Source organism: Amycolatopsis stemonae, from assembly GCF_054781455.1.
This window is the reverse complement of sequence record NZ_BAAGUJ010000022.1, coordinates 1-26,120: the sequence shown is the minus strand read 5'-3', so window position 1 is coordinate 26,120 and position 26,120 is coordinate 1. Positions and strand designations below refer to the sequence as shown.

Genomic DNA, 26,120 nt, shown 5'->3' with positions numbered 1-26,120 from the left:
TCCCAGTGTGCGGCGCCCGCGGCCCGCCGTCGCCCGACAGCTGTCGCGATCCGGCGGGACCGGGAGCAACGGATGTCCATTGGCCCCGGGAGGCCCGCCAGCCCCCGGCCCGAGGCGCCGCGCACCCTACGATCGCCGCGAGAACGCCCGGCAGGGCACGACATTCCTCGCTCGGCTACCGTGTTGACTGAAGCTTCGGTCAAGGGGGTTCGAGGTGGCGGGCAAGCGAGAGAGCATTCTCCGGGCCGCGGTCACCATGGTCGCCCACAGTGGCGTCCGGGGGCTGCGCGTCGAGGAAGTCGCGGCGGCGGCGGGCGTCTCCACCGGGCTGATCTACTACCACTTCAAGGACCGCGCCGGGTTGCTGCGCGCGACGCTGGACCACGTCAACGACCGGGCCGGGAACTACACCGTGCCGACGGCCCCGGACGCGCGAACCGCACTGGAACAGCGGCTGTTGCTGGAGTTGCAGGACCTGCCGGAGATCCGCGAGAACAGCACGGCGTGGGGCGAGCTGCGGGCCAGCGCGATCTTCGAGGACGGTTTGCGGGAGCGGCTCGCCGAAGCCACCCGGATCTGGGTGGAGGAGATCGCGGAGCTGGTGGAGGCCGCGCGCGCTGCCGCGGCGGTTGGTGCACCGGGCGAAGCCGCACACGCCTCCAGCCCTGCCGCCGCGCCGGGCGAGACCGCGCACCCTTCCCACCCCACGGCCACCGCCCCGGGCAATGCCGCACACGCCTCCAACCCCACCGCCGCACCAGGCGAGGCCGCGCGCCCCTCCAGCCCCACCGCCGCCGCCCCAGGCAACGCCGCACACGCCTCCGGCCCCGCCGCCACGGGTGAGACCGCGCACCCTTCCCGCCTCGCTGCACCAACCCCCGCCCGTCCACCCAGCCCCGCGGCCGACGTCGCCGAGCGGCTGACCGCGCTGGTCGAAGGCCTGTCCGAACGCTGGCTCTCCGGCACCCTCGACCTGCACCGGGCCCGTGGCCTGGTCCTCGGCGCAGTCACCGCCGAACTCGGCGGCTGACCCTGTCACCCACCTCACTGAAAATTCCGTCAGTTCCGATTTGACTGAACTTTCAGTCAGTGTCAGGCTGGGTCCACCGCACCCCGGCCGAAGCAGGAGTCCGCCCGATGACGCACGCACCCCTTTCCCGCCGCACCGCGCTCGCCGCCGCGCTCGGGCTCGGCGCCACCGCGCTCACCGTCGCCGCGTGCGGCACGGAGACACCGCCCGAGACCGCCGTGGCCGGCGGCAAAACCGCGGCCGCCGGGCGGAGTTTCGGTGCCGAGTGGGAAAACCACGCCCGCACGCTAATGGCCTGGCCGGCGTCCGACGGCATCTGGGGTCCGGACCTGCCCGCGGTGCAGGCCGACATCGCCCGGCTCGCCCGGGCGATCGCCGGGCACGAACACGTCGTCCTCCTCGCCGGGCCCGAAAACCGGGACGCCGCCCAGGAAGCCGCCGGCCCGGACGTCGAAGTGGCCGAGATCGCGGTCGACGACCTGTGGGTCCGCGACACCGCCCCGGTCTTCGTCCGGGACGCCGGGAAGCCCGCGGGTGTCGACTTCGGTTTCAACGGCTGGGGCGGCAAGCAGCAGCACCGCCGCGACGGCGCGGTCGCCCGGGCCGTGCTGGAGAAGTACGGGCTGCCCCGGCTGGCCGCCCCGCTCGTGGCCGAAGGCGGCGCGCTCGAAACCGACGGCCAGGGCACCCTCCTGGTCACGGAAAGCTCGCTGGTCAACGAAAACCGCAACCCCGGCAAGGACCGCGCGCGGGTCGAAGCCGAGCTGAAGCAGACGCTGGGCGTCACGACGGTGATCTGGCTCGCCGGCGTCAAGGGCGAGGACATCACCGACGCCCACGTCGACTGCCTCGTCCGCTACACCGCGCCCGGGGTCGTCCTGCTGGACAAGCCTTTCCCGGGCGCACCCGAAGACGTCTGGTCACGCGCCTCGGCCCAGGCCCGCGGCGTGCTGGCCGCCGCGACGGACGCGGGCGGGCAGCGCCTCGAGGTCGTCGACCTGCCGCAGCCGGACCCGGACCGGATCACCGGCCGGGGTGAGGCGTTCGTGTCGTCCTACGCCAACTTCTACGTCGCCAACGGCGCCGTGTTCCTGCCCAAGTTCGGCGACGAGGCCGCCGACGACCGCGCCCGCGGCATCCTGGCCGAGCACTTCCCGGGCCGCGAGGTCGTCCTGGTCCCGATCGACGGGATCGCCGCCGGCGGTGGCGGGATCCACTGCTCGACCCACGACATGCCCGCTTAGGCCGTCGACTTCGACCGCGCATGACGGGCAATTCTTGCTCGACTCTGTACGTAAATTTCTGAAAGTCGTTCGACTCTTGCCACCTCTTGCCGCGGAGCCTACAGTCCCGGCATGGGAATCTCCCGCAGGACGTTCATCGGTTCGGCCGCCGCCGCTTCGGCGTGGGGAGCGCTTTCCCTCGCCGGCGCGCGGGTGGCCGCCGCGGCCAGTCCACCCGGGGACGTCGTCGGCAAGATCACCGTCGGCTACCAGGGCTGGTTCGCCTGCGCCGGCGACGGCGCCCCGATCAACGGCTGGTGGCACTGGAGCCAGGACTGGGGCCGGACGCCGTCGCCGGCCAACAACGTCATCAAGGCCTGGCCGGACATGCGCGAGTACACGCACACGTACCCGACCGCCTACGCCAACTTCGGCAACGGCCAGCCGGCGACGCTCTTCTCGTCCTACGACCAGCAGACCGTCGACACGCACTTCCTGTGGATGCAGCAGAACGGCTGCGACACCGCCGCGTTGCAGCGCTTCAACCCCAACAGCAGCGAAGGCCCGACGCGTGACGCGATGGCGGCCAAGGTCCGCAGCGCCGCCGAGGCGCACGGCCGCAAGTTCTACATCATGTACGACGCCACGGGCTGGGCGAACATGCAGTCGGAGATGAAGGCCGACTGGACCGCGAAGATGTCCGCGCACACGGCGTCGTCCGCCTACGCGCGCCAGAACGGCAAACCGGTCGTCTGCATCTGGGGCTTCGGCTACAACGACGGCAACCACCCGTGGGACGCGAACACGTGTCTCGACGTCGTGAACTGGTTCAAGGGCCAGGGCTGCTACGTCATCGGCGGCGTCCCCCGCGAATGGCGCACGAGCGACGGCGGCTCGCGGCCGGGCTTCGGCGACGTCTACCGCTCGTTCAACATGATTTCGCCGTGGATGGTCGGTGCCGTCGGCGATGTGGCGGGCTCGGACTGGATGTACCAGAACCTGAACGTCCCCGACCAGGCGGACTGCACCGCCCACGGCATCGACTACCAGCCGTGCGTCCTGCCGGGCGACGTCTCCGGCCGCCAGCGCGCCCACGGCGACTTCATGTGGCGCCAGTTCTACAACATGGTCCGCGTCGGCGCGCAGGGCATCTACATCTCGATGTTCGACGAATACGGCGAAGGCAACCAGATCGCGAAGACGGCGGAGAACGCGTCGATGACCCCGGTGGGCTCGGGTCTGCTCGCGCTGGACGAAGACGGCGTCGCCTGCTCGTCCGACTACTACCTCCGCCTCACCGCGGACGGCGGCCGCATGCTGAAGGGCCAGATCCCGCTGACGGCGGTCCGCCCGACCTCGCCGACGCTCACCACGGGCGGCTCGACCGACCTGGCACGCGGCCGTCCGGTCGGCGAAAGCAGCCACACGCAGAACTACGGCGCGGCCAACGCCGTCGACGGAAACCCGGACAGCTACTGGGAAAGCGCGAACAACGCGTTCCCGCAGTGGCTCCAGGTGGACCTCGGCGCGGCGGCCGCGGTGTCGCGGATCGTGCTGGCCGTCCCGCCGTCGAGCGCGTGGGGCACCCGTACGCAGACGCTGACCGTGTCCGGCTCCACCGACGGCACGACGTTCGACACGCTGGTCCCCTCGACCGGCTACGTCTTCGACCCGGCGCGCGGGAACAGCGTCACCATCACGCTTTCCGGGGCGAGCCGCCGGTTCCTGCGCGTCACGTGCACGGGCAACACGGGCTGGCCGGCGGGGCAGCTCGCCCGGTTCGAGGCGTACAGCTGACCGTCAGCCGGGGATGGTCCGGTGCCCGAAGAGGCCGAGCAGCCAGGTGTGCCGGATGGCTTCGCGGGCCCGGTCGTACGCCTCGTCGGTGGCGGCCCAGATCGCCTGGGTGAGCAGCTCGATCGTCGCGGCGACGACGGTGCGGGCGGTGAACGGCGGCGGAAGCGGCACCTCCGGGTCGGTGGTGCGCAGCCACGCCGCCGTCCGGTCGAACACCGCTTCGCCGGCGCGCAACACCTCTTCGCGTGCCTCCAGCCCCGCGTCGCCCACCGCGTAGATCTCCAGCAGGACCGCGCGGGCGGCTGCCGGACGTCGGCGCACGTAGCCGACGACGAAGTCGCCGCACGCGGTGACCGCGGCGAGCGGGGTCGGCGCCTCGGCCGAGATCGCGACGCCCTGGGCGAGGAACCGCCCCGTCACCGTGCGGTAGGCGGCCAGGAACGCGTCCTCCTTGCCGGAGAACTCCTCGTAGAACGACGTGCGTGACACGCCCGCCGACGCCGTGACGTGGCCGACCGTCGTGGCCGCGTAGCCGCGTTCGCCGACGTTGGCCAGCACCGCGTCGACCAGCCGGGCGCGCTGCGCGCCGGCCACCTCTTCCCGGCTGAGGCCGTGCGGCCCCTTGGGCAGCCGGTCCTGGGTTCTCATCCGGGGCACCGTACCCGGCGGACCGGCCGGGACGACCGGTCCGCCGGGGAGGTCAGGCCGGCTGCTCCGGGGCGAGGGAGTTCCCGGCCGGGATGTGCCCGCAGCTCGACGGCGCCGGCTTGCCCGCGAACCGGTCGGCCAGCCAGGCGATCGCGGTGGGCGCCCACGCCGCCGCGCCGCCGACGTGGCTGAGCGCGTCGTACTGCGTGTACTTGATCGAGTCGTTGCCGGTGGCGCAGTACTGGCGGGCCAGCGCGCGCACGTCACCGGCCACCATCACGCCGTCGCCCGTGCCGATACCGGGCAGATTGCTCGTGGTGCCTTCGAGGAACCCGGCGTTGCCCTGGGCGATGAACCCGGGCGCCGACGGCGTCGGCGCGGACCCGATGTTGACCTTGTTCACCGCTTCGACGAACGGCGGCACCGAGTTCGGGTTCGCGTACTCGGGCTTGGCGATCTTCTGCCACGTCAGCCCCGGGTAGCGGCCGAGCGCGTTGGCGATCGACGCGTGCTCCAGCTCGTCGAGCACCTTCAGCCCGTACTCGCTCGCGTACGGCCGCAGGTCGATGCCGAAGCCGCGCGCGACGCCGATCAGCGCCATCGGGATCACGCCGGACCAGACCGGGCTGCCGCTGACGTACTTCAGGTTGTGCGCGGGGTCGACGAGAACGCCGCCTTCGGTGAAGCCGACGAGGTCGTCGTTGACGTCCGGGGCGTAGCTCGGCGCCAGCGCGGCCGCCCAGCCGGTGGCGATGGCCCCGCCCGAGTAGCCGAGGAGCCCGAACTTGGTGTGGCCGGTCATGCCCGTCGCGGCCGAGCTCGTCGCGGCCCGGATCGAGTCGAGCGTGGTCGTGCCGTACTCCGGGCCCGCGGCGAAGTCCGCGGTCTGCCCTTCGGTGTCGGGCACGACGACGTTGTAGCCCAGCAAAAGCGACGGGAGCAGCAGCAGCGATTCGCCGTTGGGCAGCAGCCCGCCGAGGGTGACGTCCCCGGCGATCGCCCGCGACGGCGCGTCGGCGGGGTCGAGCGAGTCGTAGGCCGACTGGTACGACACGGCTTTCGTGTGGTCGCCGGTGATGCTGCGGACGACCGAGGTGACGTTGGCCGACGGCCGGCCCTGCGCGTCGGTGGTGCGGTAGAGCAGCTGGACGGCCTGCACGGGCGTCGAGAGGCCGACGACGTGGTAGCTCAGGGTGCGGGTCTTCAGGACCGTCCCGGGTGCGTACGACGACAGCGGAGCGCTGCCGTCGTAGGAGTAGAAGGAATCGGGCGACGCGGCAGCCGGGCTCGCCGGCGCGGCGGCGAGGGTCAGCGCGAGTGCGGCGGCGAGCGCGGTGAAGCGCACGTGGTTACGGATCATGACTCCCCTTTGAATCATGAAGTGGATCACGCGGATCGCCGTAACCTACCAGCCAGTAGGTGTGGTGTACAGCGGCGTACACGATCGGTGGGTCAGCGCACCACCGGGACGTGCCGCACCGGGAAGTTCACCGAGTTCGCGACGAAGCACTGCTCATGGGCGTCGCGGTGCAGGGCGGTCGCCTTCTCGACCATGCCCGCCTCGGCGACCGTGACCTCCAGCCGCAGGACGACTTCGGCGAAGCGGCCACCGTGGGCGCTGTCTTCCCGCATGACGCCGCTCGCGTGGTCGACGTAGCCGGTCACGACCACGCCCGTCCGCGCGCACACCGACAGGTAAGTCAGCATGTGACACTGCGAAAGCGAGGCGACCAGCAGGTCTTCCGGGTTCCAGCGGCCGGCCGCCCCGAGGAACGCCGGATCGGCGCTCGCGGCGAGCGTCGGCTTGCCGGCGGCCTCGACGTCGTGCTCACGGCCGTAGGTGCGGTAGCCGGTGGTCTCGCCGGTCCAGCGCACGGTCACGGCGTAGTGGTGTTCCCTGCTCATGACGCGGTTCCTCCCAGTGCGGTCATCGTGGCCAGGACGTGGGCCCGAGCGAGAGCGGCGGCGTCTTCGGCCCGTCCTTCGGTGATGGCGGCCAGCAGCTGCCGGTGTTCGTCATCGACCTGGCCGGTCCGCACGGGCTCGGCCAGCGACGCCCGGGTGGAGACGGTGATCCGGTCCCAGAGCCGGTCGAGCGCCTCGGCGGCGGCCGGGTTGTCGGCGAGTGTCGCGATGTGGCCGTGGAACGCTCTGTTGTGCCGGACGCCTTCGGCGAGGTCGCCGCTCCGGGTCGCCCGGTCCGCTTCGACGGCGAGCCCCTCGAGCCGCGCCAGGTCGGCCGGGGCCAGTTCGCCCGCCCTCTGCCTGGCCGCGGCCAGTTCGGCGGTCAGCGCCTCCAGTGCTGCGCGCACGAGATAGGCGTCTCGTAAGGCTTTCGAGCCCAGTTCGACCACTGTGACGCCACGCCGGGCCGGTTGGACGAGACCGTCGCTCTCGAGCCGGCGCAGCGCCTCGCGCACAGGAGTGCGGCTGACGCCCAGCCGGTCGCAGAGTTCCTGCTCGGTCACGGGCTGCCCGGCCGGGTAGGTCCCCAGCACGATCAGGCCGCGAACCTCGTCGTACACCGGGTTCACCTGGCTGCCTCCTCGCTTGTATGCAATGTATACGAAGAGGTGTTCGAGGGGAAGCCCGGCCATCACGGACTTGACGGCGCCAGGATCTTCCCCTCTTGGCCGAAGCGCTCGCTCGAACTCGAGGCTCCAGGCTCAGCAGGCCGCCCCGCGAGTCGCGGACCTCGGCGATGTGACCCACTCGCGTTTCGCCGAGCGCGCGGCGTTGGCCCGACTTGAGGGCCAGGTCGCCGCCGACCGGATCAACCTTCGCGATCCGGCGGACGAAACGTTCGATGGTCCGCGATTCTCTTGCTCAACTTCTTCTGCCATGAATCCATGAACTGGGCAAGTGCCTCATTACCCGCACTCACGTCCAGGTGCGACGGCACACCGTCTTCCGGGTAGACCACCCTCCGCATTTCCTCCGGATACCCGAGATCCGCCCACACAGAGTCCAAAAGATCGAACCGTGTCGGCAAATCCGTCACCGCATCCCGGATGACGGCCGTGACGTAGTACTGCCAAACACCGGCCGACCCGGCGTTCTCGTACGCCCGCAGTTCGTCGGCAAAGTGCCTGGCGGAATCGACATCTGCGGAGAGCAGCAACGAAATCTCGGACTCCTCGGGCACCAACGGCAGACGTCGCCGCGCCATACCGTCGACAACTCGCATGAGCTCGCCGGTGTTCACCAAGCCAGTACGCCACCCATAGGACAGCTCCCCCGGGTACGGGAAACCGAACTCAAAAAACACCTCCGGGGCGAGCTTCTCCCAGACCTCTCGCATCGACTGTCCCTTGACCGCTATTTGCGCAACTCGAACGCCTCGTGAACCAGGGTTCCCGTGTAGTCGACGATCCAATGAAATACTCCTGCCCGGTCATTCACCTCCCCCGGGACCGTAACGTGCAGTGCGTTGAACGGCTTCCGCCGATCCCGACCCACCTCACGCCAGACGGTGCCGTGCTCGGCGATCTGGTCCTGCATCCACGCCGCGGCGCGATGGTAGGGGTCGAGCTTGACCGCCGCAGTGCTTCCGCGAGGTGCGTTCTGAACGATCTCTTGCGCCTCGGCGGGTGTCGGCTGAAGGTGGTCACCGCTCGCGACGTTGCAGTTGTGGACCAGAACCGGAGCCGACCCCGCCAGCACGTAGAAGGTGTGGACCGCGTCGACCGTGATGTCGTACACCGGGTTGGCCTGGCTGAAGTGCCGGACTCCGGTGACCACCACCTCGTGACCATCCGGCGAGTGTAGGTGCTCCCCCGGCACGACCGACCGGATCTGCACCCAGCCGCCGACCTCGTCCACCCAGACGAGGTGCCAGTCCGTCGCCGTCAACGAGCCGGACGGCGTTGTCACCTGCGTGCGCTGGTCTTCGTCGGTGTGGACGATCGTGCCGACCACCGCGTGGGGCTGCGTCGTGCCCGACTCCGTGTCGGTCGAAAGCACGGTGTCGCCGTTCTGGAGCTGGTCGATCGGCTTCGACGTGCCGTTCGAAAGCCGCACCAGGGTTCCCGCGGGGAAGCTGTTGCACCCGGGAGACGTGCCGGCCTCGCTGCTTTCCGAGGTACCGCTGGACTTCGCGTCCTCAGCGGCGTGCTCGGCCTCCGACGCCGCCTGTCTCTCCTCCGCCGCGACCGCGTCTTCTGCTTCCTTGGCCGCCTTCTCCGCGTCCACCATGATGCGTTCGGAGTCGGCGATGACCTTCTCCGCCTTCTCCACGTCCTTGCCGAACGTGATCAGGGCTCGGGCGCCCTTCCAGAAGGACTCGATGATCTCGCCCGCTTTGAGGACCTTGCCCCAGGGGATCAGCGTGGCGACCGTCATCGCGCAGGAGCCGATGTTGCCTTCGGTCACGCACGCCTGGATGTCGTCCCAGCCGATCAGGCTCTTGACCACCTCGCCCGCCGCGCCGATGAAGACCTGCCACATCGACTCGTTCTTGAGCGAGTACGCCTTCTCCAGGGACGCCTTGTCGAGACCGTGTGCCGCTTCGTAGTTGTCGCGTGCCTTCTGCCCGGCGGAGCTCGTCTTGTTGTCGGGTGGGGACGCGCCGCCCGACGGGCCCTTGGGCGCGTCCTTTCTGCAGTGCCTGCCGTCGCTGCCGAAGTTGTAGCAGTAGTCGGTGCCGGCCGGGTCCGACTCGGTCGCCGGGGCGTTGTTCGCGTACGAGTACGCGTTCCACTGCTGGGGCTCGCCCTTCTCGATCACCGGGTCCGTCGTGGTGAACTTGCCGATCGCCGGGTCGTAGTCGCGGGCGCCGAGCTGGGTCAGCCCGGTCGTCTGCTGCTGGCCGCCGACGAAGCCGTGCTTGTCCGGCCAGCTCCCCGGGGTCTGCCCGCGCGGGTTGCCGAACGGGTCGCTGTACCGCGTGGTGGCGCTCAGCGTGCCTTGCGTGATCGACAGCGTGTCGGTGCCGTGCAGGTCGCTCAGCATCCACTTGATGCCGGTCGACCCCACCCGTTCCGCGATCTTGGTGCCGCCGTGCTCGTAGAACCGGGTCGCGGTGACGCCGCTGGTGCCCGCCGCCTGGAACAGCTGGAGGTCGCCGACCGTCAGGGTGGCTCCGGTCGGGTCGTGCGTGACGAGGCGGTTGCCCCCGGCGTCGTAGACGTACGTGCTGGTGCCGGACTTGTCCGTCGCCGAGATCGCGTGGCCTTCGTAGTCGTACTCGAAGGCTTGGGCGTTCCCGCCGACGTCGCGGGTCTGCGTGGAACCGTCCGGGAAGTACCCGTAGGTGTTCGACGACGTCCCGGTCGGTCCGCTGACGTCCACCTTCCGGACCGCGTGCGGGCGCACCGCACCGGCCCCCGGGTCCGGGTAGGTGTAGTCGCTGGTGACCGGCCCGCCCGGCTGGTGGTCGACCTCCTGCTTCCGGTTGCCCGTCTTGTCGTAGGAGTAGGTCTGCCAGTACGGCGCGGCGCCGCCGAGCTCGCCCGTCGACCGCGGCACCGTGCAGCCCTGGCCGTCCGATGCCGGCGTCCATGCGTCGGTCGTCCGCTGCAGGTAGTCGTAGGCGAAGCACTGGACGTCCGAGGCACCGCCGGACGGGGTGTCGGCGATCTTCGTGACGTTGCCGGCCGGGTCGTAGCTGTAGGTCCGCTTGGTCAGCTCCGCGTTCACCTGCGTGGCGCGGGTGACCGTGGTCGTCTGCGGCCGGCGGGTCACCTGGTCGTAGGTCTGGACCATGCCGACGTTCGTCGCGGACTTCTCCCCGTCCAGCTGCAGCCCGGACAGCGCGTTGAACGAGTCGTAGTCCGTTTTGGACGCCAGGGGCGTCGTCGTGCCGAGCTTGTTGTCGATCGCGTACGTGGTCGCGGGCAGGCCGAGGCCGTCGTAGGTGTGGATGATCGTCTCGGCGTCGACGTTGCCCGCGGCCGGGCTCGTCGTCGAGGCGACGGAACCGGTCGGGTTGTACTTGGTGGTGAACTGGTAGGTCCCCGCCAGCTTGCCCTCGGCCGCCGGGACGTCGACGGCCAGCGACGTCGGCCGGCCGAACCCGTCGTAGGCCGCGACCCGCTCGGTGTAGGCGTCCGCGCCGACCCAGCGGGTCGAGCCGGCCGGCAGGCCGAGGCCGTTCGGGAGGGTGTCGAACGTCCACGTCGCCAGCTTGGTCCCGCCCGGCGCCGGTGCGTCCGCGTTCTCCTGCGTCCGGCGGCCCAGTTCGTCGTAGGAGGAGAACAGCTTGCGGCCCCGGGCGTCCGTCGTGGACGTGACCTGGTTGCCCTGGTCGTAGCCGAAGGTGGAGGTCCCGTTGTCCGGGTCGGACTGGCTGGTCCTGCGGCCGCGCAGGTCGTAGCCGGTGGTCCAGACGTTGCCCGCCGAGTCCGTGCGGGACGTCTCGGCGCCGGCCCCGTTGTAGGTGTAGGTGGTGGTGTCGGCCGGGTTGGCGCCGCCGGGGGTGTAGCCGTTGCTGTACTGCAGCAGCTGCTTGGTCTGGCCGGCGACGTCGGTGATCACCGTCTCCGGGCTGCCGCCCGGCGGCGGGATCGTCGTGGTCCGGTCGGCGCCTTCGTACAGCGTCGTCGTGCGGTACTGCTCGGCGCTCTTCGAGTACACGATCGACGCCGTCGGCCGGGACCGCCAGTCGAACTGGACGACGGTCTGGTTCGGCACGTTCGCGTCGGCGATCGTGACCAGCGTGCCGGACGGGCCGGAGTCCGCGTTGAAGTAGCTGTTGTTCGTCTTGAAGGCGAGGCCGCGGGCGTCGTACAGGGTGTCCGCGACGACCCGGCCGCCGCCCTCGGCGGGTGTCTGGGTCTGCCGGGCGCGGCCGAGGCCGTCGAACAGGGCGTAGCTGTCGGTGTACGAGCCGTCGTCCCGCAGGGTGCTCGTCACGACCGTGGTCGGCGTGGTCTGGCTTTCGGTGTACCCGAACTTGGCGGTGGGCGAGTCGCCCGCGGCCTTGCTGCGGCCCGGGTTCCACACCGCGGTCTTGCGGCCCAGCGCGTCGTACGTGATGTCCGTGTGGACGCCGTTGGGGTCGACCTCGGCCGTCGGGTTCCCGCGCGGGTCCACCGTCGTGCCGGTCACCCAGCCCTTGGGGTTCTTCTGCGTGGTGCCGGTGACCACCCCGCTCGCCGACGCCGCGAACCCGGTCGCCGACTCGTGCCCGTAGACGTCGGTCGACTTCGTCTGCCTGCCGAGCGCGTCATAGTCCACTTTGGACGTGGGGACGAAGTGCTTACCCGTGCCGTCCCACGTGTCGAGCGTGTCCTGCTCGGTGATGTCCCCCGCGGTCGGCGCGTCCCCGAAGGCGTGGTGGTCGTAGGACACCTGGACGTCGGTGACGCTGTTCCCGGCCGTCTGCTCGCCCGCGCAGGTGCCGGTGAACATCACCGTCTCCTGGGCCAGGCTGGTGATGCCGTTCGTTCCCGGTGCGTACGTCGTCTTGGTGCAGCTGTCGTCGGTCGCGTCCGCGAGGTCGCCGAGGTCTTCGAGCCGGGTGACGTGACCGTTGTCGTCGTAGGTCTTGTTCACCTGGGTGCGGCGGTAGGTCCTGCCGTCGGCCAGGAGCGCCTTGCCCTTGGTCGCCGCGACGTCGACCTGGTAGGCCTTCAGCGTGCCGTCGGCACTGGTCGCGTTGGGGCCCTTCAGCCACGGGTCACTGATCGACGAAGTGTCCACAGTGGTCGTTCCCGGCAGGTACTCCCGGGTCTCCCTGGTGAACCCGGCAAGGGCGTCCTGGTCGGTCAGGGCCGTGCCGTCGGAGTCGGTGACGGACGCGTGCCGCACGCCGTTGCCCGGCAGTACGTCGCCGTCCATACCGCGCATGAACAGGGACTCGGTGACCGTCGTGGCCAGCTTCGGGTCGCCGACCGTCGTCCGGACGACGTTGTAGCCGCGCCACTGACCCCACGTCTGGCGCTTCGGCGGGGTGAACTGGCCTTCGTCGTGGTGCCAGGCCGCGTCCCCGAGGTAGTCGTAGTGGGTGACGACCGGGGCCGAGCCACCCGTGTTGTCGTACTCGGTCACGTCGGTGACCAGGTACTTGCGGAACCAGTCCAGGATCGGGTCGGTGGCGCCGCTCGGGGTCCACCACGCCGCGAAGCAGCGCTGTGTGTCGGTGTCCGGCGACTTCGGCACGGTGCCCACGACACAGCCGCCCGGCTGCGTGTCGACTTCGCTGGTGTAGGCGATGCCGGTCTTGCCGCCGGTCTCGTTGTCGATCTCGACGAGCCGGTTGCGCTTGAGCGGGGCGTACTTGTCGCCCACGGTGTCGACGCGGTTGGCGTAGGACTGCGGCTGGAACGTCGTGGGCGGCAGGGTGATGGCCGAGCCGTCGGTGCCGTAGCCGGTGTGCTGGACGCCGTCGAGCCACATCGGTTCGGCGAGCGCGTCACCCGTGGGCCGGAAGGACTGCGTGAGGTCCCACTTGTCCAGGTCGGTGAACTTGCCGCCGTTGTTGTACTGGGCTTCGATCGACGCCAGCTTGTGAGTCGTGAAGAAGGACGGCGACCCGTAGAGGCACGCCTTGTCCGCGGTGCAGATCTCGTCGACCGGGGTGTCCGGCCAGTTCCCGGCGTGGCCCAGGTCCGACGTCGGCGGGTTCTTGCAGTCGTAGCCGGCCGTCGCGGTGCACCGGAAGTCGGCGGTGAAGACGACGCGGTTGGTCGGCGCGGAACCGTAGACCGTCGGGTTGCCCGCGGTGTCCTCGGTCAGGCGGAGGCCGTATTCCATGCGCAGCGCGTAGCCGCCGGCGGTGTACTGCACGCCGGGCGTGGTGATGTTCTTGTTCAGCCCGTAGTAGTTGAACTCCGGCTGGTAGTAGTACGAGCCGGCGTTGCCGTGCGGGTCGACGACGTAGTCGAGGTTCCACCGCCACGGCTGCACGCACATCGAGCCCGCGAAGTCCCCGGCCTTGTAGCACGGGTCCTCGGGGTTGTTCCCGAAGACCGGCACGGTCCACGTGGACTGCGTCTCCGGCTGGCCCGGAGTCCAGCCCGGCAGGTGGTTCAGCCCGAGGTAGTACTGGGTGCCGTCGGCGGCGGTGACCTTCCAGTATTCACTGGTGTACGGGTTCTTCGGGTCGGCGACGAGCCGTTCGACGGTGGACCCGTCGTCGTTCGCCGGCTTCCAGTGCGTGGCGTCGACCTGGATCAGCTCGGTCGAATGACCGCCCAGCACGAGCGTGGCGTTGTCCGGGCCCCAGCACTGGTCGCCGGTCTTCTCCTTGGCGTTGCTGGTCGCGGTCGCCGGGTCCTCGGAGCAGGTCCAGTAGTGCCGCTCGACGTACCCGCCGGGGGTGAAGTCCCAGCCGTCACCGACCTGCGAGCCCTGGTTGTTCGTCCCCGACGTCATGCCGTCCAGGCCCGCGGACGAGTACGCCAGCGAGAGGTTCGGCGCGGCGCCACCGGGTGCCTTGGGCACCGTGATCGGGTAGCTGTACGCGAAGCCGCCCGAACCGTCGCCACCCTGCCACGACCCCGCGGGCGACAGCGGCTGCGCCGTCGTGTCGCCGCCGGAGCCCGAGCCCGAGCCGGTCGCGGCGAACACGTGCGTGCTGTTCGCGGTGAACGCCGTGTCCCCCGTGACTTGCCGGGCCTTCACGTCGTTGGCCGGCGCCGCGACGGGCGCCTGCTTGCGGCACTCGGCCTTGGCCGGCGTCGTCAGCGCACATGCCGGCAGCTCGACCAGGTGCAGCCGGTCGGCCCAGCCGCCGCCGAACGCGCTGCCGAAGCCGCCGTAGTCGAGTCCGATGTGGAGGGTCCCGGCCGGGCCGCCGGTCACCGAGAACACCACGCCGTGCAGGCCGAGTGCGTCCGGCACGGTCCGGTCCGCGACCCGGACGTCGGCCTGGGGCACCACGCTGGCCGTCGCCGCCCTGGCCGACGCGGCGTGCGCGAATCCGATGTGGACCGGGCCGCCGCCCGCCGCGGCCTGCACCGCCGGCCCGTCCGGCCGGTTCGCCTGCGCCGGCGCGGCGGACATCGTCACGTCCGACTCGGACGCGGCGGGCCACACGGGCGTCGGCAGCGGCGTCGGCTCGTGCTTGACCGGAGCCGGGGCCGCGGCGGGCGGCGCCGGGCGCACCGGGGCGCTCGCGACCTTCTGCTCGCCGGTCAGCTTCCAGGTGTTCTTCGGCGGTGCGGCGGTCGCGGTCGTTCCGGAGAAGAACAACGTCGCGACGACCGACAGCGAGAGGGCTCTGCGGATCCGGCCGGATCCGACACCAGCGTTCATCAGTGGCCTGCCCGGGATTCGATGGGGGTGCTCAGGGGTGGTCGAGGATGGCGTCGACGTTGATCTGCTGCGTGTCCAGCACGCCGCTGTAGACGCGCACGCCGCGCAGGTCGCCGTACCACGGGTCGCTGCGGACGCCGGTCCAGACGCCGCGGCCGACGAACAGGTCGGCCAGGGCGTCGGCACCGTTCCAGCCGACGGCCCCGTCCAGGCACGCGTCCTGGAGCACCCGGGTGTCGGTGGCGGCGTGCAGACAGGTCTTCCCGGTGGTCGCGTCGTAGGTGCCGGTGAGATGGGTCCAGGTGTTGTCGTCGGCCGTGCCCGGGGTCAGCGCGGTCCAGCCGGCCTGCTGCGTGGAGTTGCTCGAGGAGTTGGTGAGCAGCCAGCTCCACTGCCCGTGCCAGCCGCCTTGGCCGTCCTGCTCGCCCCGGTAGCCGAGCAGGAACGGCGAGAACTGGGGACCGTTCAGGCCGACGGCCGCCCGGGCGTACGGGTCGGCGCCGGTGGTGTTCTTCGGATCGTTCGCCTTGGCCGCCGCGACGTCGGCGGCCGTCCACGCGTGCTTGACCCAGGCTTCGACGCTGAAACTGCGGTCACCGCGGAAGTCCTGCGGCCGCGGCCCTTCGATCTGGCCGGTCGAGGAGTTGTCGAACCGGGCCACACCGGTGGCCAGGCTCACGCCGCCGGACGGGGTCGCCGTGGCGCCGGTGACACCGTCCTTGGTGTCCCCGGCGAGCTGGTAGTCCGCCCGGAGCACCGCGGTGTTGGCCAGCCCGGTCACCTCGGCCGCCGGCAGCGCCCGCGACCACACCTGGACCTGGTCGATGCTGCCCTTGAAGAAGTACGCGTTCCCGCCGAGCGCGCGGACCCCGCCGACGCTGAACCCGCCCGGCGCGTTCCACGTCCGGTCCGCCGTGACCGCCACCTGGCCGTCCAGGACACCGTTGACGTACAAGGAGATCTGTCCCGACGCCCGGTCGTAGACGCCGGTGAGGTGCGTCCAGATCCCGGCCGCCGGCACCGTCTTCCCGATGGCCCAGGTGTAGCCGTCGTCGCCGTGGTCGGCGGCGGACAGGCCCATGATCCAGCGGTCGACGTTCTTGTCGTAGCGGAGCTGGAACGCGGTTTCGTTGCTCCCGGACTGACCGGCGACCGCGTAGAACGCGTTCTTGTCCGACAGCTTCGCCCACGCCGACACGGTGAAGCTCTGCGTGGTGTCGACGACCGGGTTCGCCGTCTCGGCCATGCCGGAACCGGTGAGCACCAGGCCCTGGCCTTCGCCGTGGCCGGTGGACGAGTCGGTGGCGGACTGGCCGGCCGAGTCGCTGTAGCCGGGGCCGAAGGAGACGCCCGTCGGCGGGAGCACCAGCTTGCTGTCGTTGCCGGTCGCGTCGGTGGGGTCGCCGTCCAGCTTGTACTCGCGGGTCGCGCCGGACGGGACCCCCTGGTTCGCGTACAAAGTGGACACTTCGGCCGCGGTGAGCGCGTGGTGGTCGTAGACCGCCACCTCGTCGATCGCGCCGCGGAACAGGGAGATCCGCTGGCCCGCGTTCTTCGCGCCGCCGAGGACGAACTGGCCGGTGCTGCTCCAGCCGGTCGCCGGGACGGTCGCCTCCGCCTTGCCGTTGACGTACAGCGTCGCGGTCTTCGCGGTGCCGTCGTAGACGCCGGTCAGGTACGTCCACGTGCCGCTGACCGCCGCGCTGGTGGACACCGCCGCGGCGATGGCCGGGTCGGCGCCGTCCCCGCCGGTCAGCGCGAACTTCCAGTGGCCGCCCTCGGCGAGCAGGCCGAACGCGCTGTTCTGGCTGCCGTCCTGGGACGCGATGACGCTCGTGCCATCCGAAGTGGACAGATCGGCCCACCCGGACACGGTGTAGGACGCGCCGGTGTCGAAGACGTGACCTTCGGTGGCGAAGAGGTCGCCGGCCTGGCCGGTCAGGGTGACGGCCTGGCCGAGCTTGCCCGCGGTGTAGTTTCCGGCGCCCTGGCCCACGTAGCGCAGGCTCGGGTTCTGCGAAGCACCGTCCCCTTCGAGCTGCCAGGCGGCGGCCGGCGGCGAGGCGTCCTTGACGTCGAACTGGTAGTCGGTCCGGGCGGACGGGGTGCCCGCCCGGTTGCAGGTCCACGTGCTCACCACGTGCGGGCCCTTGGTGGCCGGTGCGATCGCGGTGGTCGCCGGACCGTCCGGCGCGGCCGGTTTCACGGTGCCCGGCTCCTTGCCGTCGCACGACGGGAGCGCCGTGTTGTCCATCCGCCACACGTAGTGGTCCACCTTCGAGGTGGCCGGGGCCGCGGTGAACGTGAAGTCGCCGGCGCGGCCGGGACCGCCGCCGAACGTGCCCGCCGGGTAGACCTGCGACGTCACGCCCGGCGCGTTCGGCGGGGTCAGTTCGAGCTCGACCTCGCACGGCGGCACCCACGTCGTTTCCTTGCCGTCGAAGACGTGGACGTCGTAGGAGTAGACGTGACCGTCCTGGTTCAGCTCGGTCGGCGGCGCGGTGACCACGGCGTTGAGGTGGCTGGGATCGCCGTCGCTGAGGACGTTGTCGACGCCGGTCTCGTTGCCGTCCCAGACGACCGGCGGCGTGCCCGGGCTGTCGTAGATCCGGAACCCCGCGTACAGCTGGCCGCCGTCGGGGTCGGACACGTTGGCACGCAGGGTGTAGCCGGTGCTGGTCGGGCCGACGGCGGGCCGGTCCGGCCCCTGCACGCACGGGTAGGCGTGGGTGCCGTTCCACAGCTGGAGGTTCTGCGGCGTGTTCGGCACGGAGTTGTAGGTGACGCTGAAACCGACGTCGCGCGAGAAGCGCTTCCAGGTGTTCTGGTCGTTCTCGTTGGGTGAGAGCAGGCCGAAGGTGAACGTCGGGTGGAAGCCGTTGTGCGCCAGGTCGTCGATCACGCCGGTGACGTTGTAGCCGACGGCGCCGCACTGGTTGATCTCGGCGATGTTGGAGATCGACGGCGGCCCGTTGCCGAACGACGTCGGCCCGTTGATGGCGCCGGACATGAGCAGGACGTCCTTGGTGGCGCAGTTGATCGCGCTGACCACGCCGAGGTCCACCTCGGCGCCGTAGATCTGCTTCCCGGCCAGCCCGGCCATGCTCAGCTGCACGTACGACCGGGTCGTCACCTGGTGCCCCGAGCACGAAGACGTGCTGTCGACGATGAACCCGGTGCGCAGGAAGTCGTCGCTGTCCCACTTGGTGTCGCCCGGCGTCTTGCCCGGCCCGCACGCGTACTGCACGAGGTAGTGGTCCCGGGTGCAGACGCAGTTCGGCGGGGTCCACTGCGGGTCGACGTAGAGCGGGAAGCTGGCCTTGTTGTCGTGGAGCAACGCGGCGTCGGGAGTCAGCGTGAGCGTGGTGCCGTCGAGCCGCTCCCCGACCTTCGCCGTCCGGCCGCCCGGGTCGGCACCCATGACGAAGTCCCGGTCGCCGGGCGTGTAGCCCGAGGAGTCCCACATGGTCGCGGGCGGGGCGGTGTAGACGTCGGCGCCCTTGGCGTCCCGCACGTGCAGGGTGCCGTCGGCGTCCATGCTCAGCTTTCCGCCGGTGACGGGCACACCGAGCTTGAAGGTGGCCGCGTCCCGGGCCGCTTCCGGCGTCTTGACGACGAGGACCTCGTGCGCGACCTCCGCGTCGACCTCGACCTTCAGGTCGATCCCGGGCCGCACTTCGGGGTAGGTCGCGGTGCTGCCGGTGACGACGGGCTCGGGCAGCGGCCCCGGCCAGCTCAGGCCGGTCGTGACCCCGTTCGCGGCGAGCTTCAGCAGCGGCTGGTCGCCGCCGTTCGACAGGGTGATCCCGGTCGCGGCGGCCTTCGGAGCGAGGACGGTTCCCTTGGCGGCGAGCGTCGGGTCCGGCGGGACCCACGCGCCCCCGGGGCCGTGGACGCGCACGGGCTTGGTGTGCTGGGTCCGGGTGAGGGTGCCGTCCCGGTTGGCCACGGTCTCGGCGGCCTCGGTGGTGTCGTTGTCGACCTTGACGGTCTTGTGCCCCTGCTGCGCGAACTTCAGCGCGGTCGCCTCGTCCGGAGCGGCATCCGGCACGGCGGAAGGCACGGCCGCGGGCGCCGCGACGGCCGGCCCTTCGGCAACGCCGAGCGCCATCGCGGACGCGACGAGCACGGTGATGACCTTCGATCTCAGCTTGAAACCACGCCCGGCTTTCGCCACCCGGATCCCCCCAAGGCTCGCCGGCGACGTAACCCGCCGGATCAGGAAACAACGATCGCCGAGCATCCGGCGCGCTGAATTCTGAGAGCCCCGCCCCCGGACGACAACGGTTTCGACCGTGGTCGAAACCGCCTGGCCGGCGAACCGCCCGATCCCGGCAAACCGGGCTCGCACGCCCGCAGTCCTCAAGGTGTCGACGGATTGTCGACGAACTGTCGACGGTCGCTGCGACCCTCGGTCCCGGGAGCGAACGCTGGGGGGACACCGCATGAGCATCGTCCGGTTGAAGTGGGCGGACAGCGCCGGCACCGATCTGCACCTCGTGCCCGGCCTCGCGTCGCCGGAACTGGTGCGGCTGCTGCGCGTCGACGACCTCACCGGGGAGACGCTCACGCCGGACCAGCCCTTGCCGGCGAGTGCCTCGGTGACCTTCACGCCACAGCTGAAGGTCGGCGACGACCACGGTCTCGAGCTGACGGCCGCCGGCGAGGTCACCGTGAAGGCGGCCGCGCTGCGCGGGCATTCGTTCCTCCTCAAGGTCTCGCTGGACCAGGACCCGGCGATCACCACCCGGATCCGGATCCACGTGCACGAGAAGCTCTCCTCCCTGTGGCTCACCCCGGCGCGCCTGACCGTGCGGCAGGGGTCCGGCCAGGCGCGGTTGTCCGTGCTCGCCCTGTTCGACCAGGTCCTCGACGGGAACGTGGTGGTCAGCGACGGCGTCATCGGCGACATCACCAACTGGTCGCCGTTCCGGACGCCGGCCGCGAACGAGCTCACCTACGTCCACCTCGCGCACACGACGACCGCCGCGCTCGCCTGGACGGCGACCGGCGGCCCGATCACCGTCGACGCCCGGACCGGGGTGCTCACCGCGCCGGCCGAGTCCGGCCCGGACACCAGGGTGACGGCCACGACCGGCGCGCTGCACGCCGACGGTACCGCCGTCAGCGGCCCGTCCTGGTCCACCCACGTGAAGCTCGCGCACCTCGGCGGCCCCGGCGTGAAGCAGGTCGACACCGTGCCGAACTTCCTCTTCCTGCCCGACGGCTTCCAGGACACCGAAACCGACCGGGCGCAGTACAACCGGATCGTCGGGATCCTCAAGGACCGGCTGGAAACCCGGGCCCACGCCCGGCCGTTCGCCGCCTTCACCGGCCGGGTCAACTACTGGCGGGGCTGGGTGCCCTCGCCCGACGCGGGTGTCACGGTGCTCGACGAGCTCGACCCGAGCCCGGCCCCCGGGCAACTGCCGGCGACGGCGCTGCCGCTGCCCCTGCCGAGCGTGTCCCGCCCGGCGGCCGGCTGGTCGCTCGCCGACGTCGTCAACGCCATCGGCCTGCCGAACCCCGCCGACTACCCGGCCGGCACCACCGTCGAGAGCAAGATCGGCTTCCTGCAGGGCGTCTACGGCGACTCGATCACCGCGGACCTGCTGCGGCCGAACTTCGCCGCGTGGGTCGCGCTCAACGACCGGCTGCTCCTCAACGAGCGCGACACCGCGTTCCACATGGCCTTCAGCGAGCGCCCTTCGGCCGACGCGAACCTGCTCGAGCAGTACGTCTCGACGAACCCGCGCCGGATCTCCGACAACGACTTCAACAAGTTCCTCGACGCCCTCAGAGGCGAGAACGACGAGGTCCTGCCCGCCGGGCTCTGGTCGACCGGCAAGGACCGGGACCGGGTGATCGTGCTCTGCCGGTCTTCCCGGCGCGCCGGGCTTTCCGCCCGCCGCAAGGTGAGCGACACCTCGACCGGCATCACCGTCGGGGTCAGCCTGGCCGACCGCCCGTTCCACCAGGTGCGGCCGAACGACCGGGGCAACGGGTTCGACCTGAAGCCGGACGACATCCCCACGGACGTCTTCTACGCGGTGTGGCTGACCCTCGCCCACGAGCTGGGGCACGCCTTCGGCGGTCTCGCCGACGAGTACGGCGGCCGGACCTCCGCGCCGACGCCGCTCAAGATCCGCCAGGTGCGGGCCGGCCCGAACGTCCAGGACCGGGCGTCGCTCTCGGCCGACGGGACGCCGGACGGGCCGATCGACGTCGGGAAGATCAAGTGGGCCGAGTGGCCGCGGATCGCCCGGGCCGGCCTGCTGAAGAACGGGCTCACGCCCGCGGTCGGCGGCCGCCTCACCGTCGACCTCGTCAACGCCAGGGCGAGCGGCCTGCGGACCGACGACATCGTGATGTTCCGCCGCCGCCCGCTGGCCACGGCCGGGGCGCCGTCCTCGATCGGCAAGGTCGTCGCGGTGGACCAGGCAGCCGACCGGGTGTTCGTCGAGCCGCTGTTCGGCGCGGTCATCGACCCCGCCGCGTTCCCGGCCGGGAGCATCCTGCTGGCCTACGTCCGCAAGCCCGACCCGGACTTCAAGGCGAACCAGTTCGGTGGTCTGCTGACCCTCGCCGACCCGGACGTGCTGCAGCGCATCACCGACACGCAGAACCCGTTGAACGCCAACCCGCTGGCGGGCGAAGCCGACGGGCCGACCGACGATCGCGGCCGCCCCTGCGGCAACGTCCAGCTGCCGAGGCCGACGTTCGCGACCAACTTCCCGCACCGCAGGGCGCCGACGCCGCCGAGCGACTCGTTCCGGATCGTCGGGCTGTACGAGAACGGCAGCGAGCACAACTGCGGCATCTTCCGCCCGACCGGCAACTGCATCATGAACCGCCAGTTCTTCGTGGAGCCGCGGACGAAAACCGTGAACCTGTCGGACTTCTGCATCGTCTGCCGCTACGCCTTCGTCGACAACGCCGACCCGACCCTGCACGGCGAGGTGGAGGCGGACTTCCGCGATCGCTACGGGAAGCGGGGCGCGCGATGACCGAGCCCACCGGCGATCGCGGCACCCTGGGCCTGATCGCCCACCACCTCGTCGAAGCCGTCCGGCCCCTCGAAGACGCCTTCTCCGACGCGGCGGCCTTCACGACGCTGATGCGGCAGATCGGCTGGCAGGTACCCGGCCTGCCGCCGTCCTACCCCGCCGTCGCGACCGCGGTCACCCAGGCCGTCAACGCGCTCGAACTGCTCGCCGACGGCGCAGGAGCCGAAGAAATCCTCGCCGTCGTGGGCAAAGCCGGGGACGTCTACCGGGCGATCTCGGCGTTGACCGAGGCCCCGGCCGGGATCGACCCCGGCGTGTTCCTCCCGGGGCTGGCCCGCCGGCTCTTCGAATACCTGCTGGGCAGGCAGCTGCTGGCCGAGGCGCCCGGCTGGTACGCCGGGCTCGAGGCGCTCGGGATCATCGCGCCGGAGTTCCAGCCGGCCGCGGCGGGCCGCGCCGACCACGTGCGCGTCCGCTTCGACTGGGACCGGATTCCCGCGCTCCTGACGAACCCGTCGCTCGTGCCCGCGGCGGTTTACGGCTGGGGCACGCCGAACCTGGCGTTCGGCAAGCTCGCCGAACTGCTCGCCGGGCTCGTCGCGGGCCTCGGCCTGGCGGTGACGCTCGACCAGCTGTCCGACGACGAAGTCGCTCCCCTGCACGCGGAGGCGTCGCAGCCACTGGGCGAAATCGCCGCGCAGGGCCTGACCTTGCTCCTCGGCGAGGTCGCCCTGCCCGGCGGGACGGTGGCGCCGATCGGGCTGCAGCTGACCGGGCTGCCGGCCGACGGTGCCGGGCCGCCGGGCATGATCCTGCTGCCGCGGGTGCCGGACGGCGCCGACGCGGCCGTGCCGCTCGGCCGCGACTGGACGCTCGTCGTGCGCGCCGGCACGGACTTGAGCCGGCAGCTCGCCGTGTTCGCACGGCCGGGCGACGTCGGCGTGCGCTACCCGGGTGCGCCCGGCCGGCCGCTGCCGAGTGCCGGCTTCGGGGTGTCGCTCGTGTTCGCCCCGGACACCGCCGTCCGGTTGTTCGGCCAGCCCGGGCAGACCCGCCTCGAACTGACCGGGGCGACCCTCGAAGCGGCTGTCGACGTGCGGGCCGGCGAACCCGAGCTGGGGTTCCGCGCCGCCGTCGACGGCCTCGCGCTGGTCCTCTCCGCGGCCGGGGCGGACGGGTTCCTGGCCGCCCTGCTGGGCGACACCGAACTGCGGGTGGCGATTCCCGCCGAGCTCGCCTGGTCGAGCCGCTCAGGGCTGCGGTTCGCCACCCAGGCCGGGCTGGAAGTCACCGCCACCCCGGACGTGGACCTCGGGTTCACGCACGTCGACCGGGTGACCCTGGCCGTGAGAGCCGGCTCGACGGCCCTGGCCACCCGCGCGCAGGCCGCGTTCTCCGGCAAGTTCGGCCCGTTTTCCTACGTCGTCGACGGGTTCGGCGTCGAGGTACCGGTCACCTTCGCCGACGGCAACGCCGGGCCGTTCGACGTCGGGCTGCGCGTGACGCCGCCGGCCGGGGTCGGGCTCGCCGTGGACGCGGGGGTGGTCTCCGGCGGCGGGTTCCTCGCCTTCGACGCCGAACGCGGCGAGTACGCCGGCGCGCTGGAGCTGGAACTGGCGGACTTCGTGGCGGTCAAGGCGATCGGGCTGATCTCCACCCGCCAGGCCGACGGGTCGCGGGGGTTCTCGCTGCTGATCGTGCTGACCGCCGAGTTCGGCACCGGGCTGCAGCTGGGAGCGGGTTTCACGCTGCTGGCCGTCGGCGGGCTCGTCGGGCTCAACCGCGGCCTGAACCTGCAGGCGCTGGTCGAAGGCGTCCGCACCGGCTCGATCGAGTCCGTCGCGTTCCCGAAGGACGTCATCGCCAACGCACCGCGGATCCTGTCGGACCTGGCCAAGTACTTCCCGCCCGAACAGGGCACGTTCCTCGTCGGGCCGATGGCGAAGATCGGCTGGGGCACACCCACCCTGGTGACCGTCTCGCTCGGCGTGATCATCGAAATCCCGGGCAACATCGCCGTCGTCGGCGTCCTCAAGGCCGCGCTCCCCAACGCCGACCAGCCGCTCCTCGTCGTGCAGGCCCAGTTCGTCGGCGCACTCGAACTCGACAAGTCCCGGCTGTGGTTCTTCGCGAAACTCTTCGACTCCCGCATTCTCACCATGACCATCGACGGCGGCATGGGCGTCCTCGTCGCCTGGGGCGACAACCCCGACCTCGTCCTCACCGTCGGCGGCTTCCACCCCGCCTACCGGCCACCACCCCTCCCCTTCCCCGTCCCCGACCGGCTTTCCGTCGACATCCTCAACCGCAGCAACCAGCTCATCCGCGTCGCCGGCTACTTCGCCGTCACCAGCAACACCGTCCAATTCGGAGCGCAAGCCGAACTACGGCTCGGATTCAGCGCCTTCCGCGTCGAAGGCCACCTCGGCTTCGACGCGCTCTTCCAGCTCTCGCCGTTCCGGTTCGCCATCCACATCAACGCCCACGTGTCGCTGAAGGCCTTCGGCGTCGGCGCGTTCGGCATCGACCTCGACTTCCAACTCGAAGGGCCCGCACCCTGGCGAGCACACGGCCGCGGCTCGATCGGATTCCTCTTCTTCTCGATTTCGGCCAACTTCGACATCACCTGGGGCGAAGACCGCGACACCACCCTTCCCCCGGTGGCCGTACTTCCCCTGCTGGCCAACGAAATCGGCAAGACCGAAGGCTGGGAGACGCGGCTGCCCGCGGGCGGGAACCGCGCGCTGGTCACCCTCCGGGAGCTGCCCGACACGGGCGAGATCGTCCTGCACCCGCTCGGCACCCTCTTCGTCCGGCAGCGTGCACTGCCGCTGAACGTCCGGATCGACCGCATCGGCGGGCAGAAAGCCGGGGACGGCAAGCGGTTCACCGTCAACCCCGTCGACGGAACCGGCCTCAAGCGCGTCTCGGACACCGGCGACCGGTTCGCGATGGGCCAGTTCCAGACCCTCTCCGACGCCGACGCCCTGTCCCGGCCGTCCTACGAAACCCAGGACGCCGGACTCGAACTGACCGCCGACACCGCCCTCGCCACGGCGCGCGTCGTCCGCCGCAGCGCCCGCTACGAACTGCACGTCATCGACAGCGCAGCCACCCCGCGCGCGACCGCGTTGGCCGCGCCGCAGAAACGGTTCCACAGCGTCAGCGGTCCGGTCTTCGACGAACTCACCAAAGGCAGCAGCACCAGCCGTGCCACCCTGTCGGCCCGGCAAGCCACCCAGAAACAGCCGTTCGTCACCGAGGACACCGTCCGCGTCACCGAACAGCGGTTCGTCGTCGCCTACCGCAAGAGCAACCGGCAGGCGTTCCCGCTCGGCCGGACGAGCGTGACGACCTTCCGCAGCCGGACCACGGCCGAGGACGCGCTCGCCGAGTTCGTCACCGCCGACCACGGCCTGGACGGGCTGCTGCACGTGATCCCGGTGGCGGAGGCGGCGGCGTCCCCGGCCGCGTCCGGAACGTGGGCCGGCGCCGGGGCGCTGCCGGTGCCCGCGGCCGAGACCGACCTGGTGCCGCTCGCCGACGGCCGGGTCCTGCTGGCCGGCGGCACCGGCCCGAGCGGGACGCCGCTCGCCGCCACGGCCTTGTTCGACCCCACCGCCGACGCGTGGACGGCCGGGCCGCCCCTGACGGCCGCACGCCGTCGCCACACCACGACCCGGCTCGGCGACGGCCGCGTGCTCGTCGTCGGCGGGCGGTCCGGCACCGGCGTGCTGGCTTCGGCCGAGATCTTCGCCGCCGACGTCTGGACTCCCGCCGCCGCGATGGGCACGGTCCGCCACGGCCACGCGGCGACCGCGCTGCCCGACGGGCGGGTCCTCGTCACCGGCGGCAGCGGGGTCCGGCCCGGGCAGGAGGACGGCGCGCTCGCGTCCGCGGAGCTGTTCCACCCGGCCACCGGGACGTGGACCGCGGCGGCCCCGATGGGCGACGCGCGCACCGGGCACCAGGCGGTCGTCCTCGGCGACGGCCGGGTCCTGGTCGCCGGCGGCGCCGTCCCGACGGGCAACGGCCGCGAAGAAGCCCTGACGTACTGCGAGCTCTACGACCCGGCCAAGGACGAGTGGACCCCGACCGGGTCCCTTCTCCGGGCACGCCGGGGTCATCAGGCGACCGTGCTGCCCACCGGGCCGGTGCTGGTCACCGGCGGCGACCCGGTAGTCGCGCCCGACGGCACGCTCGACCCGCACGGCCTCG

Annotated in this window: 12 protein-coding genes; 5 read left to right on the top strand and 7 right to left on the bottom strand. The window is 71.3% G+C overall.

Annotated features, from left to right (window positions below; genetic code table 11):
* Positions 1-214 precede the first annotated feature (214 nt).
* The 3 genes from ACYVLJ_RS43625 to ACYVLJ_RS43615 all read left to right on the top strand — a co-directional run bounded on the left by ACYVLJ_RS43625 (position 215) and on the right by ACYVLJ_RS43615 (position 4,050).
* The gene (locus ACYVLJ_RS43625; RefSeq protein ID WP_460443109.1) at positions 215-1,030 is read left to right on the top strand and encodes a TetR/AcrR family transcriptional regulator; all 816 of its coding nucleotides are present in this window, start codon (positions 215-217) and stop codon (positions 1,028-1,030) included.
* A 107-nt stretch (positions 1,031-1,137) separates the two neighbouring features.
* On the top strand, positions 1,138-2,274 hold the full coding sequence (locus ACYVLJ_RS43620) for an agmatine deiminase family protein (protein WP_460443108.1): 1,137 nt from the start codon (positions 1,138-1,140) through the stop codon (positions 2,272-2,274).
* A 111-nt stretch (positions 2,275-2,385) separates the two neighbouring features.
* Positions 2,386-4,050 (top strand): discoidin domain-containing protein, encoded by a 1,665-nt coding sequence (locus tag ACYVLJ_RS43615; RefSeq protein WP_460443107.1) that lies wholly within the window; start codon positions 2,386-2,388, stop codon positions 4,048-4,050.
* A 3-nt stretch (positions 4,051-4,053) separates the two neighbouring features.
* Here ACYVLJ_RS43615 and ACYVLJ_RS43610 read toward each other — a convergent pair whose 3' ends face one another.
* From ACYVLJ_RS43610 to ACYVLJ_RS43580, 7 genes are all read right to left on the bottom strand, one after another.
* Complete coding sequence (locus tag ACYVLJ_RS43610) at positions 4,054-4,698, bottom strand: TetR/AcrR family transcriptional regulator (protein WP_460443106.1); 645 nt, start codon at positions 4,696-4,698, stop codon at positions 4,054-4,056.
* Between the two features lie 52 nt (positions 4,699-4,750).
* The gene (locus tag ACYVLJ_RS43605) at positions 4,751-6,058 is read right to left on the bottom strand and encodes an alpha/beta hydrolase family protein (RefSeq protein WP_460443105.1); all 1,308 of its coding nucleotides are present in this window, start codon (positions 6,056-6,058) and stop codon (positions 4,751-4,753) included.
* A 92-nt stretch (positions 6,059-6,150) separates the two neighbouring features.
* A complete protein-coding gene (locus ACYVLJ_RS43600) occupies positions 6,151-6,603 on the bottom strand; it encodes an OsmC family protein (protein ID WP_460443104.1) in 453 nt (150 codons plus the stop codon).
* Positions 6,600-7,223 carry a GntR family transcriptional regulator gene (locus tag ACYVLJ_RS43595; protein WP_460443103.1) on the bottom strand — a complete coding sequence of 208 codons (624 nt, stop codon included), beginning with the start codon at positions 7,221-7,223 and terminating at the stop codon, positions 6,600-6,602. The genes ACYVLJ_RS43600 and ACYVLJ_RS43595 overlap by 4 nt, the downstream gene beginning before the upstream one ends.
* Before the next feature lie 248 nt (positions 7,224-7,471).
* Positions 7,472-7,999 carry a hypothetical protein gene (locus tag ACYVLJ_RS43590; RefSeq protein ID WP_460443102.1) on the bottom strand — a complete coding sequence of 176 codons (528 nt, stop codon included), beginning with the start codon at positions 7,997-7,999 and terminating at the stop codon, positions 7,472-7,474.
* Between the two features lie 17 nt (positions 8,000-8,016).
* Positions 8,017-14,895 (bottom strand): RHS repeat-associated core domain-containing protein, encoded by a 6,879-nt coding sequence (locus tag ACYVLJ_RS43585; RefSeq protein WP_460443101.1) that lies wholly within the window; start codon positions 14,893-14,895, stop codon positions 8,017-8,019.
* A gap of 31 nt (positions 14,896-14,926) precedes the next feature.
* Positions 14,927-19,024, bottom strand: a complete 4,098-nt coding sequence (locus ACYVLJ_RS43580; protein ID WP_460443100.1) for a LamG domain-containing protein — start codon at positions 19,022-19,024, stop codon at positions 14,927-14,929.
* Positions 19,025-19,340: 316 nt separating this feature from the next.
* Between ACYVLJ_RS43580 and ACYVLJ_RS43575 the strand changes: the two genes are divergently transcribed.
* Positions 19,341-21,902 (top strand): hypothetical protein, encoded by a 2,562-nt coding sequence (locus ACYVLJ_RS43575; protein WP_460443099.1) that lies wholly within the window; start codon positions 19,341-19,343, stop codon positions 21,900-21,902.
* The coding region (locus tag ACYVLJ_RS43570) for a DUF6603 domain-containing protein (RefSeq protein WP_460443098.1) at positions 21,899-26,120 on the top strand (4,222 nt) is incomplete at its 3' end. The genes ACYVLJ_RS43575 and ACYVLJ_RS43570, both read left to right, overlap by 4 nt.